This is a genomic window from Qipengyuania sp. 902, assembly GCF_051195295.1.
Taxonomy (GTDB): domain Bacteria; phylum Pseudomonadota; class Alphaproteobacteria; order Sphingomonadales; family Sphingomonadaceae; genus Qipengyuania.
The window spans coordinates 577754-593638 of the sequence record NZ_JBNJLJ010000001.1 but is presented as its reverse complement, the minus strand read 5'-3'; the positions used below and the strand labels follow the sequence as shown (position 1 = coordinate 593638).

The 15885-nt window shown below is 60.5% G+C and carries 14 protein-coding genes and 1 tRNA gene; 8 read left to right on the top strand and 7 right to left on the bottom strand.

From position 1 onward, the window contains the following. Positions 1-71 precede the first annotated feature (71 nt). The 4 genes from ACSH0F_RS02885 to ACSH0F_RS02870 all read right to left on the bottom strand — a co-directional run bounded on the left by ACSH0F_RS02885 (position 72) and on the right by ACSH0F_RS02870 (position 5283). A complete protein-coding gene (locus tag ACSH0F_RS02885) occupies positions 72-563 on the bottom strand; it encodes an FKBP-type peptidyl-prolyl cis-trans isomerase (protein WP_435199717.1) in 492 nt (163 codons plus the stop codon). A 13-nt stretch (positions 564-576) separates the two neighbouring features. Continuing rightward, positions 577-1959 (bottom strand): amidohydrolase family protein, encoded by a 1383-nt coding sequence (locus ACSH0F_RS02880; RefSeq protein WP_435199715.1) that lies wholly within the window; start codon positions 1957-1959, stop codon positions 577-579. Further along, a complete protein-coding gene (locus ACSH0F_RS02875; protein WP_435199713.1) occupies positions 1956-3329 on the bottom strand; it encodes an amidohydrolase in 1374 nt (457 codons plus the stop codon). Before ACSH0F_RS02875 ends, ACSH0F_RS02880 begins: the two co-directional genes overlap by 4 nt. Before the next feature lie 82 nt (positions 3330-3411). Then, a complete protein-coding gene (locus ACSH0F_RS02870) occupies positions 3412-5283 on the bottom strand; it encodes a peptide MFS transporter (protein WP_435199711.1) in 1872 nt (623 codons plus the stop codon). A gap of 217 nt (positions 5284-5500) precedes the next feature. On the opposite strand from ACSH0F_RS02870, the gene ACSH0F_RS02865 reads away from it, so the two are divergent. From ACSH0F_RS02865 to ACSH0F_RS02855, 3 genes are all read left to right on the top strand, one after another. Next, positions 5501-5842, top strand: a complete 342-nt coding sequence (locus tag ACSH0F_RS02865) for a GntR family transcriptional regulator (protein ID WP_435199709.1) — start codon at positions 5501-5503, stop codon at positions 5840-5842. 156 nt (positions 5843-5998) lie between these two features. Further along, positions 5999-6280 carry an integration host factor subunit beta gene (locus ACSH0F_RS02860; RefSeq protein WP_435199707.1) on the top strand — a complete coding sequence of 94 codons (282 nt, stop codon included), beginning with the start codon at positions 5999-6001 and terminating at the stop codon, positions 6278-6280. Between the two features lie 69 nt (positions 6281-6349). Next, positions 6350-6434: transfer RNA gene (locus ACSH0F_RS02855), tRNA-Leu, on the top strand. Between the two features lie 11 nt (positions 6435-6445). On the opposite strand, the gene ACSH0F_RS02850 is transcribed toward ACSH0F_RS02855, so the two are convergent. Both ACSH0F_RS02850 and ACSH0F_RS02845 read right to left on the bottom strand, forming a co-directional pair. After that, the gene (locus ACSH0F_RS02850) at positions 6446-7624 is read right to left on the bottom strand and encodes a tyrosine-type recombinase/integrase (RefSeq protein ID WP_435199705.1); all 1179 of its coding nucleotides are present in this window, start codon (positions 7622-7624) and stop codon (positions 6446-6448) included. A gap of 39 nt (positions 7625-7663) precedes the next feature. Next, complete coding sequence (locus ACSH0F_RS02845; protein ID WP_435199703.1) at positions 7664-8368, bottom strand: hypothetical protein; 705 nt, start codon at positions 8366-8368, stop codon at positions 7664-7666. A 144-nt stretch (positions 8369-8512) separates the two neighbouring features. On the opposite strand from ACSH0F_RS02845, the gene ACSH0F_RS02840 reads away from it, so the two are divergent. The 4 genes from ACSH0F_RS02840 (at position 8513) to ACSH0F_RS02825 (ending at position 10283) form a co-directional block, all read left to right on the top strand. Continuing rightward, the gene (locus ACSH0F_RS02840) at positions 8513-8716 is read left to right on the top strand and encodes a helix-turn-helix domain-containing protein (RefSeq protein ID WP_435199701.1); all 204 of its coding nucleotides are present in this window, start codon (positions 8513-8515) and stop codon (positions 8714-8716) included. A 185-nt stretch (positions 8717-8901) separates the two neighbouring features. Further along, positions 8902-9681 carry a hypothetical protein gene (locus ACSH0F_RS02835; protein WP_435199699.1) on the top strand — a complete coding sequence of 260 codons (780 nt, stop codon included), beginning with the start codon at positions 8902-8904 and terminating at the stop codon, positions 9679-9681. 41 nt (positions 9682-9722) lie between these two features. After that, positions 9723-9941 carry a hypothetical protein gene (locus ACSH0F_RS02830; RefSeq protein ID WP_435199697.1) on the top strand — a complete coding sequence of 73 codons (219 nt, stop codon included), beginning with the start codon at positions 9723-9725 and terminating at the stop codon, positions 9939-9941. 84 nt (positions 9942-10025) lie between these two features. Next, entirely contained in the window at positions 10026-10283 is a 258-nt protein-coding gene (locus ACSH0F_RS02825) for a hypothetical protein (RefSeq protein ID WP_435199695.1), read from the top strand. Between the two features lie 228 nt (positions 10284-10511). On the opposite strand, the gene ACSH0F_RS02820 is transcribed toward ACSH0F_RS02825, so the two are convergent. Continuing rightward, entirely contained in the window at positions 10512-14690 is a 4179-nt protein-coding gene (locus ACSH0F_RS02820) for an Eco57I restriction-modification methylase domain-containing protein (protein WP_435199693.1), read from the bottom strand. 191 nt (positions 14691-14881) lie between these two features. Here ACSH0F_RS02820 and ACSH0F_RS02815 point away from each other — a divergent pair, with 191 nt between their 5' ends. After that, complete coding sequence (locus ACSH0F_RS02815) at positions 14882-15721, top strand: hypothetical protein (RefSeq protein ID WP_435199691.1); 840 nt, start codon at positions 14882-14884, stop codon at positions 15719-15721. The last annotated feature ends 164 nt before the right edge of the window (positions 15722-15885 follow it).

Genomic DNA, 15885 nt, shown 5'->3' with positions numbered 1-15885 from the left:
AAAACAGGCCTTTGGATCGGCCGCCCCGGGGCGACACTGTGTCGCCTTTGTCGCCAACTTGTCGCCCGGCGTCAGGGGCTTTCGAAATCGATCAGCTGGACCTTGAACAGCAGCGTCGCACCGCCCGGGATCGGGCCCTTGCCCTCGACTCCGTAAGCCAGCGTGGCCGGGATCGCGACTTCGATCGTGTCGCCCACGCCCATCTTCGGGATGGCGGTTTGCCAGCCCTTGATCAGGCGGCCGAGCGGGAAGGTCGCCGGCTCGCCCCGATCGAAGCTCGAGTCGAAGGTCTCTCCGTCGATGAAGGTGCCTGCATAATGCACCGTCACCGTGTCCTCGACGGTCGGGCTGCGCTCGCTGCCTGCATAATCGATATAGCGCCAGCGCAGGCCACCCGGCTCGTAGCGCCAGCCGTCTTCGGCCTTCAGACCCGCGAGATAGCTCTGCTGCGCGTTCATCCAGGCGATGTCCTGCGAGCGGTCGGGCGGGCCGTCCTGCGCCGACAAGGTGTGGAAACCGACCGCCAGTGCCGCCGCGCCGAGAGCGAGGAAAGTCGTCCGCATATCTTTCGTCACCTTACCAGTCGTAGGCCTTGGGCAAGTCGCTCTCGTCGAGATCGCGATAGCGATCGCGCAGGCGGCTCTGGTGGTTCTCGAGGGGTTGTTCCACCCCGTCGATGAAGACGCGGGTCGGCATCGCGCCGACTTCCAAGGGGTCGCCGTCCCATATCACCACGTCGCCCGCGGCACCGGGCGCAAGCACGCCCGCACGACCGCCAAGCCCGCTGATCCGTGCCGGGACCGAGGTTATGGCGGCGAAGGCCTGCCCCCAGCTGAGCCCGTCGGCACCCGGAATGCGCGACAGGGCCACGAGGTTACCGGCATACTGGTTGAGATTACGCGGGTTCTCCATCGCGGCCGCATTGATCGCGACGGTGACGCCGGCCTTGACCATGCGGCCGATATTGCTCTGCGTCGCGGCAAGTTCCTCGAAGCCCTGCGGCAGATCGTCGAGCCCGTCGGCGATCACCGGCACCCCGGCTGCCGCGATGTCGCTTGCGACCAGCCAGCCCTCGCTCGCGCCGACCAGTACGAGGTCGAGGTTGGCGAATTCGCGCTTCAGGGCCAGCACGCTCCGGATATCGGAAGCGCGTTCGACCATCACATACAGTGGTTGCTCCCCGCGAACCACAGGCACCAGCGCTGCAGCATCGAAGCGGCTGAGGAGCACGTCGTCTCCGCGCTCGGTCCGGTTGTCGACCAGTCGCGGATCCAGGGGCACATCGTCACCCACGCCCTGTTCGGCGGGCCGCGCGCGGATACCGGGGATGCGCGCATCGCTGCCGAACTCGTTCGCCTCGCGCAGAGCGTTGCGCAGCAGGGCATGGGCCGATGCACGGCTGCCACCGGCGAGGCGCGCACCGCTTTCGCCGAGTGACACGGTCTGGAACGCTCGCGCGCGCGTCACCGCCTGCGGATCGCTGCCGAGGTCGATAATTGCGCCCTGTCCGCCGAAGATCGAACTGCTGGCCGACGTTACCGTGGCTGCGCGCGTGACGCCCGCCGCCCGGTGGACGGCGATATGCTGGGATGCCGGATTGACGATCGGCGCCGCATCCAGCGCAGCGCTGAAGGGCGAATCGCCCGCGCGGATATCGTTCGACTCGCTGACCGCGCCCACATCCCACAGGCCGAGATTGGTGACCGTAGCGACGAGGCCGGGCGTGACCCAGGTACCGGGTGCCGCCTCCATCAGCGGCATCGCCGTCTGCGGCATGCCAGCAGCAGGCCCGGCGTAGACCACGCGACCGTTCTCCACGACCACGGCGCCGTTCTCGATCGGGTCGGAGCCGTCCCCGGTGGCGACGGTCACGCCGGTCATGGCGATGTTCTGTGCGGCAGCGGGAAGGGCGGAGGCGCAGGCTAGCAGGCCGGCGGCAAAGGCGAGAGCGCGCTTCATTTCACATCTCCTTCGCCCGGCTGGCCAAGCTCGAAATCGCTCACCGGCCGACGCTTGCGGTCCAGCGCGTCATACATCAGCGCGCCGTCGATCCAGACTTTCTCGGGGCGCGAATAGACGCTCAGCGGATCGCCGTTCCACAGCACGACATCGGCCATCTTGCCGGGTTCGAGGCTGCCGGTCATGTCGTCGATCCCCATCGCCTTGGCGGCGTTGAGCGTGATCCAGCCGATCACGGTCTCATCGGCAATATCGATCCCGAGGCGGCGGCCAGCGGCCTGCGCCTTCGCGGCCTCCTGGTTGAGGCGTTGGATATCCTGCGCGCTGTCCGAATGGATCACTACGCAGGCCCCTTCGCGCTGGAGGAAGGCGGCATTCTCGAGGATGCCGTCGTAAGCTTCCATCTTGAAGCCGTACCAGTCGGCCCAGATCGCGCTGCACACGTCGTTTTCGCGCAGTAGGTCGCCGATCTTGTAGGCTTCGACAGCGTGGTGGAAGGCGCTGACCTTGTAGCCCATCTCCTTGGCCATATCCATGACCAGCGCCATCTCGTCGGCGCGGTAGCAATGGTTATGGACCAGGATTTCGCCGTCGAGCACGCCCTTCAGCGTTTCCTTGGCAAGGTCGCGCTTCTTGCCGTCATAGGCGCGCGCATCGAGCCAGGTCTGCCGGTTGACCGCGAAATTGCCCATGCGGGTGGACGGCATGCGACCGCGGTTGCCGTAAACGCGCTTGGGGTTCTCGCCGCAGGCCATTTTGAAGCCGTAGGGCGCGCCGGGGAACTTCATCCCCTGCACCGTGCGGGCAGGCACATTCTTGAGCGTTACCGAGCGGCCGCCCATGAGATTGGCCGAGCCGGGCAGGATCTGCAGCGCGGTAACCCCGCCATTGGCGAGCGCGCGGGTAAAGCCCGGATCCTGCGGCCAGACCGAATGCTCGGCCCAGACTTCGGGGGTCGTCGGGCTGGTCGCTTCGTTGCCGTCCGAATGCGCATCGACGCTCGGCGTGGGATAGTCGCCAAGGTGCGAATGGATGTCGATGATGCCGGGTGTCACGAACTTGCCGCTGCCGTCGAGAACATCGTAGCCCGACGTATCGAGTGAAGCATCGCCCACGCCGACCACCTCGCCATCGCGAAACAGCACGGTGCCATTGTCGATGCGGTTGCCCGCGCCGTCATAGACGGTCGCGCCGACCAGCGCGGTGGGCCGCCCGGGATAGCGTTCATAGGTGGAGGAGAAGGGCGCATTGCCGTCTTCACCGACAGGTGCGGTCCAGTCCTTGTCGGAAGCATCGTCGGCGCTTCCCGTGGTCGAACATCCGGCCATCGCGAGGGCGGCGGCGCAGGCGAATAAAGCGTAACGTTTCATGGGTCCCCCAAAGCAGTCGGGCCGGAGCATCGCTGCCCCGGCCCGCGCGGTCAATTGCCTTTCGTCGAGACGTATCCGCCGATCAGCGGTTCTCTTCGTGCTTGCCGGGCATCTGCGGATTGGTCGCGGGGTGCATGCCGGCTTCCTGCGCCTCGAGACCGGCACCGGCCTGGCCTTCGAGATCGTCGCCGACATTGTCGTCGCGCAGCGTGTCGAGATGCAGCAGCTTCTTGACCAGCGGGCTGAGCACCATGACGCCGACGCCGATGCCGACGGCCCACCAGCCGACGGTGCCGTAAACGTCGAGGACCAACTGCTTGCCGGCTTCCTCACCCACACCCTCGGCGCCGGTGGCCGCGGCGATCAGGCCGGCGGCGAAGTTGCCGGTGGCCGAGGCGAAGAACCACGTACCCATCACCAGCGAAGCGATATGCGCCGGGCTGAGGCGGTTCATGGCCGAAAGGCCAACCGGGCTGAGGCACAGTTCACCGGTGGTGTGCAGCAGGTAGATCAGGAAGATGAAGATCACCGGCGTCGGGACGTTCACGCCCACGCTTTCCGCGCCCCAGACGAGGACGAGGAAGCCGAGACCGACCTGCACGACGGCAAGGCCGAACTTCATCGGCGTGCTCGGCTCCATGCCCTTGCGCGCCAAGCCCTGCCACAGCATCGCGAAGATCGGCGCGAGCAGGACGATGTAGATCGCATTGACCGACTGGAAGATCGACGCGCTGACGCCTGCCGTATCGACGTGACGATCGGTGAACAGGTTGAGGCTGGAACCGGCCTGTTCGAACAGGGCCCAGAAGACCACCGAGACGATGATCAGGAACATGGCCGCGAAGATGCGGTCGCGCTCGTGGAAGGTCTTCACCATCGATTGCTGGATCAGGACCGCGATCAGGACCAGCAGCGAAGCGCCAGCCGTGTACTGGGCCGGTTCGCTCCCCTGCGAGGCCGCGATCAGGGAGACGATCAGGCCGACCGCGCTTGAAATGTAGATGAAGAACGGCACTGTCGGTGCCGCTTTCCACGACCCGTAGGCCATCTGGAAGGTCACGATCGAGAGGACATAGGCGACCAGCGCCCCGCCGAACCCGCCGAGCAGCACGCCGACGAGTTCCTGATACTGGATGGCCAGCCAGCAGAGCGCAACCATGCCGAGGCCCGCGCCGTAGATCAGGTATTCCTTGCCGCCTGCAATGCGTTCCGGATGCTGCGGTTCGCCCTTGCCGCGCAGCAGCGGCTTGCCGATCACGAAGAAGACGAGGCCGATGAGCATGCCGAAACCGGCGAGGCCGAAGCCGTACTCCCAACCCACCGTCTGGCCGAGGTAGCCGCAGATGATCGAGGCAGTCGCCGCGCCGACGTTAATGCCCATGTAGAAGATGGTGTAGGCAGGATCGCGGCGGATGTCAGTGCGCGAATAAAGCTGGCCGACGAGGACCGAGATGTTCGCCTTGAGGAAGCCCGAACCCACGATGATCAGCGCCAGCGCAAGCCAGAACACATTGAGCATCGGGTTATCCTGGCCGAGCGACCCGTCGCCTTCGAAGGCCATGAAGAAGTGGCCGAAGGTCAGCAGGACCGCGCCGAACAACACCGCCTTGCGCTGCCCGACATAGCGGTCCGCGAGATAGCCGCCGACGACCGGGGCGATGTACACCAGCGCGGTATAGGCGCCGTAAATGACCGAGGCTTCGGCATCGGAGAACAGCCAGTGCTGAACGAGGTAGAAGATCAGCAGGGCGCGCATGCCGTAATAGGAGAAGCGCTCCCACATTTCGGCCATGAACAGCAGGAAGAGGCCCTTGGGATGACCGATCACCTCTTCCTGCGGGCGGGTGACAAGCACCATCCCGCCGATGAGGAACGATACCAGCGCCACGACCGCGATGCGGAAGGCCCACATCTCGTACGCGGAACCGAATGTGAAGAAGGCGCCTTCGACCATGGTGTGCGATTATCCCTATTCATGCGGCAGACGCTCGAACGCGCGCCGCCTCCCCGAAGAAAGCGCGCACCCTAGCGGCTTGGGCGCGCATGTGAAGCCTTAGTTACAGTCGTGACCGCATTGCGCGCGGCTGAATGGCACACGTCGGGCAGTGGGCGGGAACCTTGTGCGCCGCGCTGTATTATGGCACTGTAGCAGTCTGTCTCGGGGAATCGCGATGCCAAACCAGAACAAGCCGGTCTATCTGAAGCTGCGCGACATGATTGCCGCGGCCATTATCGACGGGCGCTATGCCGAAGGCGAGATGCTTCCTTCGGTCCGGGCGCTGGCATCGGAGCAGGGCGCCAACCCGCTGACCGTGGCCAAGGCCTACCAGCAATTCCAGAACGACGGGCTGGTCGAGGTGCAGCGCGGGGTCGGCATGTATGTCGTGCGCGGCGCGGCGGATCGTCTAAGGCAGACCGAGCGACGCGCTTTTCTCGACGAGGAGTGGCCGGAAATCCGCGCCCGGATGAAACGCCTCGGCGTCGAACCGGCCAAGCTGCTTCAGGACGCCTGACTGGGCCGATAATCCACGGAAAATCCTAACTTGCGGGCAGGCGGGGCTTCTGCCACTATCGGCTCGTCTAGACGCGCAAGGGATCGCGCGTCGGGCGGGTCGCGAAAATCACACATCGTGCTGGCTGCCGAAAGGGGGCCGGTCGGGAGAACGCAGATGATCCGTTCCGAACTTCTGGCTGCCCTGGCGCAGGACAATCCCGACTTGCGTAGCGAGGAGGTCGAGCAGGTGCTCGACATTTTCTTCGAGGAAATCGCCCAGCGCCTGGCAGAGGGTGGCCGCGTCGAACTGCGCGGTTTCGGCGCTTTCTCCACGCGCGAACGCGAAGCCCGCAAGGGCCGCAATCCGCGGACCGGCGAATCGGTCGATGTGCCCGCGAAACGCGTGCCCTACTTCAAGCCGGGCAAAGACATGCGCCGCCGCCTCAACGAGGACTGACCTCGAGCGGCCCTCCCCTGTCATCGGCGATTGCGTCGCTCTTCTTAAAACCTTAACCCTCCCGCCGCGGCGGGTGTGGCGGAATGGTAGACGCCGGGGACTTAAAATCCCCTGAGCTTTGCTCGTGTGGGTTCGAGTCCCACCACCCGCACCACAATGATAACACTAATGATTTTGCAATCTTCCGGCTCGTGGGCGGTGGGCCTGACATTTGTCCCTGTGTAATCCTGGTGTAACCAGGTCAGAAAGACTGTCCTCGAGCACGTTGACTGAATCACTTACGTGTTCGTCGGCAAGCTGCGTGTAACGCAAGACCATTGCGAGCGTCTTATGCCCGCTGATCTTCTGGATCGTGGGGAGGTCTACACCTGCTTTCACAAGGTCGGTAATAGCGGTGTGTCGTAGGGTGTGCGGCGTGACCGATTGCGGATCGAGTCCGGCTCGTTCGACCGTTCTCGCAAATTGCTTGGCCATGGTGCTGCGGTGTGGGTGCTTCGCGTCTTTGCGAATAGTCGGGAACAGCCAGTCAACCGGTTCCCCTCGCGCAAGCCATTCATGTTGCAAACGTCGAGCAAGCGTTTGCGGCATGGGTTGTTCGCGCATTCCTGCTTTGGCCTGCGGAACATGTATCCGGCGTAAGTCAAATTCGATCTGTTCCCACCTAATTCGCAAGATCTCGCTGTGCCGCATACCAGTGCCCATCGCTATCGCGACAAATAGCCACGTGTGTGGGTCCTGATCACGAATGGCGGCTTCAAGAAGCCTATGTCTCTCTGACGAGGATAAAGTCTCAACCCGCTTCGGGACCTCTGCAAACTTATCGACCTTCGGCTTCACTCGCAGCCAGCCCCACTCGACTGCTCGATTGAGGAGGTGAGAAAGTGTAGATAGCTCACGATTGACTGTCGCTTTGGATATGCCGTTTAGCAGGCGCTTCTGAATGAAAGCACTGATGTCAGCATCAGTGATCTTGTCGAGACGTCCACTCTTGAAGTGGGGAATGAGTTGACGTCTTATGTGACTGGATTTGCGGGAGAAGTTCTTCCCGTGTTTCGGATGACCGTGGATAAGGGTCAAATATTCCTCGGCGAATTCCCTGAAGGTCCTGTGCCGCTTCCGCCCTTTCGGCAGGTCTAGCCTGCCAGCGCGTGCATCCGTCCGATATTTTTCAATGGCCCTTTCAGCTTGCTCGCGGGTTGTGCCATCGCTCTCCCGACCGATGACCCGATGGATACGCTCGCCATCGACCATGATGTTTACACTGTAGCGAAGATCGCCATTGCCTTGACGAGATGCAGTTATGCCATGCTCAGTTATCGCTTCGCCAGCCCGCAATTTGCGCACTGCCGGGCGTGAGAGGCGCTCGAAACGTAGGGACATAGATCAACCGTCTTCAGTCTCGCTGCTACCCGAGATGGTTGCGGCAATCGCTCTTCCACGCTCTCTGGCCGCACGAGAATGAGCCTCCGCTCTTCCTAGTTCGGCTTTCGCGACAGCAAGATCGGACTCTATGTCTGCCAGCTCAGACCACAAGATGTCAGCGAGAGCGCCATCCATCTGGGCTTCAGCGTCGGCGTCCTCAAACCGTGCCAGAGGGGTCTTTTCATACGGCCGGTCAGATATATCGATCTCGCTGGGGTCGTCACGCCTGCTAGGCCGGACAGCTCCAAGCTTCTTCAGCTCGGCGAGGATATTTGCGCGCTCTTTTCTGACCCTCGCCAATTCGATCTGAGCCGAGACGATCTCATCATAATTCTTTGCTTTCGGCGCTGACCGTTCAAAAGCCTCAAGCACAAGGTCGCGTGCCGCCCAAAACGTTTCGAGATCGTCGGTCCAAGACTTGCCTGTTGCTCGCTCAGCATGGGCCATCTGCGCATTGGCTTCAGCAAAAAGCTCCCTGTTGCGCCTTGTCCCATATACAATGTCGTCATCTAAGCTTCGGGCAAGTCGCTCGCCGATCTCACCGTTCATCGAGTTGCCTGACTCTTGCGCCGCGACCTGCAGTCGCTGGCGGAGGGTCTCTCTGAACCTGAGCTGCAACCCGACCATATCTTTGGGGGCGCGCTTCATTGTCCGTTTCTCTGTCATTCTAGCTCCTTTGTTCTGCCCTGCGATACGACAGGCCAGCGACCCGGTCAACAAATTAGTAGCACATATGCCACTAAGCTATTGCGTTCTTCAGCAATCGCATCTAGTGGCGCATCTGCTACTAAACAATATAAGGAGTGAACCATGATTACATGCACCCCCGATGGCAGAGTGACGAGGGCAGAGGCTGCTCGGTTTTTAGGCTTCACGGCCAAGACTTTGGCTGAGTGGCATCGGAAAGGCATAGGGCCGTCGTCCCTGCTGATAGGCGGCCGACGCTTCTATCGGTTAGAGGAGCTCCGCCTCTATGCGGCTGGAGAAAAGCAGGTTCGACCCAAGGCTGCCTGAGCGAGAAACACCGGCTCAGTCCGGCTTGGCCGGCGCAGCAAAAAAGTCCTCTGGCACGCCTCTCGAGACGACGCCTTCCACACCTTTAGGCCATCTGGCCTGACTGCACGCATATGGCATCTAGCAAGAAGCTGACCACCTATCGCAAGAACCAATTTGAGGGCCCGAGAAGGCGCCGACCGAAGGTGCGTGCGCTGAATCGGGAGATCAGGCGCCGGATCGCAAGCGAACACCAGTTGGTTCAAGATATAGTTCGCGATGCCGAAACGCGGGCTGCTCTCCTTGCAGGGCACGAACGGACTGTCTCGCCGCTGCGAGTATGGACAAATTTCGACCACTCTTCATGTGATCTGACCTCGCTGAGCCCCACCGACCTTCCTCAGTGGAGAGACGTAGGCGAATACCTGAAACTACACTTGCTGGCACAGTTAGGCATCTGGACTGGGGGATATGCCTTCACGGTGAAAATACGGCCCGATCTCGAGGCCAAATGGAAGCGTGAAGGCATAGCACCCATGGACCGAATCAAACGAAACATAGCTGAGCGACTAGCCGCTGAAGGTCTCAGCGATCTGGAATACTGCTACGTCGTCGAGACCCGCTCGAAATCGGGCAAGTCGCGGTCTCAGCTACACCTTCATGGTGTCTTCATCGCAGAAGACGTCAGAGTGGCCACAAAATTCAAGGTCGTTATGGAGCGTGCGCTGGCACTCCATCCAAAAGGCCGTGCGGCAGCAGGAGTAAAGCCGAAGGCAGGCCCCGCTATCAACATTCAGCCATTGTATGAGAAGATCGACGGCAGCAGATATGGGAGAGGCAGGTGGGCAGGCTACGCAGCTAAAAACGTTCATAAGCCAGACACGCGGTTCACAAGGCGCTTCTTCATGTCGCGAGCAGCTACCAGACTCGTTCGTGAATTTTGGGCATTGATCCTGGAAGAGCCGCTACCTCAGGTGGACTTGTAACTGTTCCCCAATAGCTTACGGTTTGCACGAGGGAGAAACCAATGCAGGAACAGAATACTCAGCAACCACAGGAACAGAGCCGCGGCATGCAGACCATTTGGATCTGCCTCGCAATCTTCACAGTGGGCTTCATTGGCATCGGTATCGCCTTGCAGGATGAAGAGAATTGCAAGGGCTTCATGGGCTCGGAGGACAGAGAATGCGTGATTGAGCGGGGTATGCGCGCGGCAGATCGCCTCATGAGCCTGCCAGTCAGATAACCCAAGTCGCGGTGGTCATTAGCCACCCGACATCCAAAGTGATCGCGTGCACTGTTCGACCTCAACAACAAACGAGGTAGAACCATGAAGCTATATCGCGCCCACCAGTTATGTCTCGAACCTGTCATCATGATTGCTGAGAACGAGACTGAGGCGATCGCCAAGTTCCACTGGGCCATACTGAAAGGATTCGGCTACTGGCCGAGCGTGAGCTTCGCGGTCGATATACCCGACCCTCGCGACCTTCCTCTCGGTGATGAGCTAGTCAACATGATGGAAGAAGATATGCCTGGCTTCGCCGCCATGACGACCGATGGTTGGGAATACGTGCCCTTCACTTGATCCTGACTGCGGGGCTTCCGTGTCTTGATTGGACTCGGAAGCCCTAGAGGGATCGAGATGCTCCCACTCGGATGGAGCCGAAAAGCCGCGTTTTAGGAGCGCTGCCCTTGCAACATCATCTGCGAAACCTTGCAACGTGGAGATCCACGACAAACCGAATGTTGGGAGGCTTATTGCCACAGCAAGGGCCGGCACCGTCAATTGACGTTATGGTCCTCAACCCGCGAACTAAAGCGGCTGAGTTTTTCTGGCTACCTCGGCGTCCGGCTGGTTGGCCATCAAAGCGTTGATCCAAGCGAGCGCAAGGTCGCGGCTAAGATAGCTGCCCCACGCGGCTAGTTCATGACGTTCGACGATTGGAAAGGTCGAATAGATGTAGCGAATGTCATCGCGGCTCTGCGCGGCGTTTGTGGGGTCGTAGATACCGTAGAGGATGAAGTAGAGCGCATCGAGCTTGGCGCGCAGCTGCAGGCGGCGCTCCTCGTCCCACAGGAATGGTGGCAGCACGTCGCCAGCATCATCGACATGCCCCATGTCGCGGGCGAAGGCCGCCATATCATGGGCGGTGTAAGTCAACTCCAGCACAGCTTCGCGCACGATCTCGGCAGCCGACTTGGGGCCGAATGAGCGATTGTAGGCGGCTGGCGGGATTACTGGGAGTTGCTCGACGATATACCAGTTTAGATGCTGACCCTGGACCTTCTGTCGCGCGATGTAGTCAAGCGCGAGGGCGTTCAGGTTACCAAGCAAAAGCGCTCGGTCCTTCGCGGGATCAGCCGCCTCATCTTCGAGCAGCAGAAGCGGGAATGTATTTCCGGCAGCGCCGGTTGGGATCATGGACGCGATCATCGTGCGCACGTTCGTAGGGGCCGTTACGTCCTTAAAGCCCAGCGCATATTCCGATCGAACCAAGTCGTTCTTCGGCTGCACCCAGTATTGCGGGTCGGCGAGCCAGTCGGGGTCATGCAGTTCATGAATTTCGGCAGCGAGGGGCTGAGCTGGCCTATTCACGTTTTGCGGGTTTACGATAATACTCGCCGCACGGTGGTTGAAAGCTTGCACCATCTTGCCCTCGTAAAGGGGCACCCACTCACCGTCGGCAGATTCATAGCGATTACCTCCTAGTGGCCATGCTCCGACCTCGTCCTCAAGTTCACCTCTAGTCCGAAAAAGGTGGCTGTCGGATGTCATGTTGATCGTTTGCGAATAACCGATCGACCATGGCTGATCGGCGGGATCAGTCACATCCTGGTGAAGCACCGGACAGCGCGCATAGACTCCGGTAGTGATCTTCATGTCTCGGCGCGTGCGGAAGACAGGAGCGGTTCCAGTATTAGGATTTACTCGCGAGAAATCGTCGGGACTTACCGGAAAAGCGTTGTCGGGATTTTCCCTCTCGCGCACGGCTTGAAGGAAAAAACCGCAAACTGTCCCATCAAACTCGCGCTTGGGGCTGGCGGTCATCGCCGCGAATTTGAAGCGGCTGTCTACATCGGGAAAGAATGGCTCGTAGCCATATCGCGTTCGGCGGTTCTCGAAGTCGTAGAGCGACTTGATGTGACCATGGGTCGAGAGTCGCCTGAAGAATTTCGCCGAGGACAGGTCGGCCGCGATGCCGCTGGGAGTCAGGAGGCCGACCATCCCCTGTGGATGCACTAACGAGTGTGAGCGCTCGACGAAAAGCTTGTAAATGTTCAGCTTGCCCTTGTTCAGGGTGGAGTAGATCGACTTTCCCTTCGCTACCTTCGTCGCCATCGCCATGCGTTTCGTAGCGCGCGCATATTGTTTAGCTAGTGGCGTGTCGGATGATCGCAACTGCCTGATGGCTGCCTTTCGTTTCGCGCCGCTCGGGGCAAGTGCAATCGAAGCATCGCGCGCCTCGAACCAAGGCACCTCTTCGAACTCGAAGCGATCCCATGGCGGGTTGCCGATGACCGCATCGAAACCACCCTCGCGCCCGGCGCTGGCCCAGTTCTGCCAAACGCCGGGGAAAGCGATCTGCCAGTTGAGGAAACGCTCTTCGTCGATCAGCTGGCGGGCGCGGCTGACGATGTCCTTGATGCAATCGACGAGCTCGCTCGGCTCATATTCCTGCGCCTTTACCCGATCCTTGCTGCCGGACGCCTGAAACTGGGTAGATCTCGCAAACGGCTCTTCGCGCCCACGCATGATGGCGATCGTATCACCGAACTGACCGGCCAGCAGAGCGCGCACGGCGGTCTTCTCGCGCTTGTCGCTGATGTCGAGCCAGTCAAGGGCATGGATGAACTTTACGAATCCGTCGAGCTCCCCAATCTGCGCTTCGACGCCGTTCCACATCTCGGCGCTCTGCGTGGCCTCGGCGATCTCAGCGTCGGTCAGCGCCTCGATCGTCTGCATGACCCGCGCTTGGGTCTGCGCGCGCTGCAAAGGTTCGTGGAGAAACAGCGCCGCTCCTTCGCCCCCCTTGTCCATGGCATCGCGAACCCACATTCCGAACAGGCTGTCTCCACAATGAAGGTGGTGGTCGATGAACGACAGCGGCGCGCCCACGGTGAAAGTGTGCAGCCACAGCGCGACCTTGGCCAATTCGACCGCCATGGGGTTCTTGTCCACGCCATGCACGCAGCGCTTCAATATCATGCGCTTGACCAGCTGGGGATCGTCCAGCTGTTCCTCGGCGATCGCCCAATCATGCTCCTGCGCGTTGTGCCAGATAGTAGAACGGATGCCCTCGATCTCCCGTGCGATGGGGCTCTGATAATCCTCGACCCCTGCTTCGGCAGCGATTTCGACTGCCCGCGCCATGGCTTCAAGCGCCTGGTTGGTCATGCGGTCTACCAGACTGACGAGGAAGTGCCCTGACCCCATGGCTGGATCGCAGACACGCAATCGGGTGATCGCCTTGGCCGGATCAGCCCCTTCGAGCACCCGCAGCATGGATGCTACACTGTCATTTTTGCCAAGCGAGGCAATTGCGCTTCCGAACGCGGCATAGGCATCGTCGATAAGAGGGGCGAGGGTCTCGTCAATGATGAGCAGGACCAGTTCGTCTGGTGTGTAGTAACTGCCGCTTTCCTTGCGGGCGAAGATGTTCGGCAGCACCTCGAACTCGCCATCGACGCGCTTCATCTCGAACTCCAGCAGCCGCTCGTAGATGGAGCCAAGCTGCTGCACCGAAAGGTCGCGGTAATTGATGTAGCGGCGCAGGCCATCGCGCTGCTCGTAGGAGAGGATGTCGAGCGCTTCGGCCATCACGCTGTCAGGCAGGCGGATGTCATTCAACAGCGGCGTCTGCACGGTGCTGAACAAGCCCCCGTTGTAAGGTGGCAGACCGACAGAGGGGTCTCCCTTGTCGATCATGATCGCGAGGCTGGAGAAGCGGTCCCAAATAGGGGTGGCCACACTGGAGAAGGTATCACCGGCATCCATGCGCTCGCCCACATCCTTGCGCGCTTCACGCAAGGCGTAATCGTCGTAGCGCTTGTCCTTTACCGGCAGCAGGCCGCGATCTTCGGCGTAAAGGATGAAGAGCAAACGATAGAGCAGGATCAGCGTGGCGTTCCTGATCTCGTCGAGGTCGGTATCGGCTGGTGCCCTGTCGGCGATGGCCTTGCCCAGCGAGGGATAGAGTTTGTCGAATACCAGGTCGGACAGGCTCTTGGCGACACGCTCTTCATAAAAGGCCGCCTCGCGCCGAGCACGGTCATGGAAGCTGGGGGCGTCCTTCGCAGTCCGCTCGAACGCGGTGCGGGAGAACATCGCAGCGAAAACGCGCAGCCAATGCTCCCGTTCTTTATCCGTCACCGCCGCATCGAAGACATCGGCCTCCAACCCCATGATGCGGGCGACGTCGATCTCAAGATAGTCATCGATGGTGGAGCGGGCGCCGGAGTAGTAAAGGCGCCAGCGCGCCCCGTTGGTCAGGATACCCCAGCGCAGGTCGCCATTGGTCAGGTCATCGATGCGACGCAGGTAGCGCAGCAGTTGTGTCGATGGGGTCTCACGCTCCTGCCCCGAGCGCCCCTCTGCCCGATCTAGCGCGCGTCCCCACCGCTTGCTTTCGACGATCGCTGCGCCGAAGCCGTAGCGCTTCCATTCCTCGGCGTATTCGTTGGCGCTGGCCTTTGTGTCCTCGTCGATGAACAGCAATCCATCGGGAACATTGTCGCGGCCGCTGGACGACAGGTTCTGCTGGGTGAGCCACGAAGACCAGCCCAGAGCTTCGAGAACGGGCCATACGAGGTCACTCTCGGTCGTCGCCTCATTGGGACGCGTCGAGTGTGGAAAAGCGCCCAGAAGCGTTTCTAGACGCTCGCGCAATGCAGCGGCATCGATCTCTTCATAGGCAGCGCTGCGCTTAATGCCCTCGATGAGGTAATCTTGTGAGAAAAGCGAACCAGCAGTGAAAAGTGCGGCGTCGGTCATAGCCTGGGCATAGAATAGGCTGTCGATATGAACCAATATCGATGGCCTGTTCCTGCAACCTTATCACCAGTCGAACTCGCAAGCCCACCGATCGGGATCAACAGGTTCTCTGGTCGAAGGTCGATTCGAATCAGTCGCTTACGCCGCCCTGCTTGACTCTGCCCTAACCAACTGATTCAAAGAGGTGAATCTTGGGGGTCGACATGACTATTTGCGTGGCGGTTAAGGTGCATGATTGTCTAGTGTTTGCTGCCGATAGCGCTCTCTCTCTCGACTCTGGGGGGGACACTCTCAATGTCTATGGTCACGGAAACAAGGTTTTCAACTTAGTCAAAGGGCTTCCTGTTTGCGCCATGTTTTGCGGCATGGGCAATATTGGGAAGGCGTCGATCTCGTCGATCGCCAAAGACCTTCGACGCGAATTGAGCGCTGAAGACGGAGGAATAGACCGAGAGGCCTACACGATTGAGGAGATCGCGCAGCGCGCCAAAGAGATGTTGTTTGATCGGCACTACGGTGAACTCGAGACCCCTCCTGCAAACCCCCACAGCTTGGAGTTCTTTGTGGGTGGCTACGGGGCAGGATCAGACATCGCCGAAGTGTGGAAGATCGTCATCCTGAATGGGGACTGCGCGGGGCCTGTTCTACAGATGGGCGGGACAGATGCCTTTGTTCTGTGGGCTGGGCAGCCCGAGGCCCTTAATCGACTGATTTTGGGTTATAGCCAGTTCATGCCATCTGCATTACTTAGGGCCGGTGTCGAGCCGGATAAGCTCGCGGAGCTCATCGACTCTGTTCGAGCAGAGACCATTACTCCGCTGGCAGAGAGCCCAATGCCCACCGGAGACGCGATTGCATTGGCCTACTTCTTGGTCGACGTCACAAAAAATTACGTGCACTTTCTGCGCGGCGCCGACACGGTCGGCGGAGAGACGGATCTCGCAACCGTAACCCGTCATGAAGGATTCAGGTGGATAAGCCGAAAGCACTTCTATCCACGAGAGCTGAACTTGGAGACAGATCATGCCTGAAGCATTGAAGCCGCAATACGCCGCGAGTGTGCCAGACCAAGCTCCGTCTGATCTTCCTATGCGTCCATACAGCTTTCAGCGAGACGATCTGGAAATCGATCTCGCGACTGAGCGCAATGGAACCATGGAACTGGCCACCGAGATTCTCAGGAAGGCCAATCTCC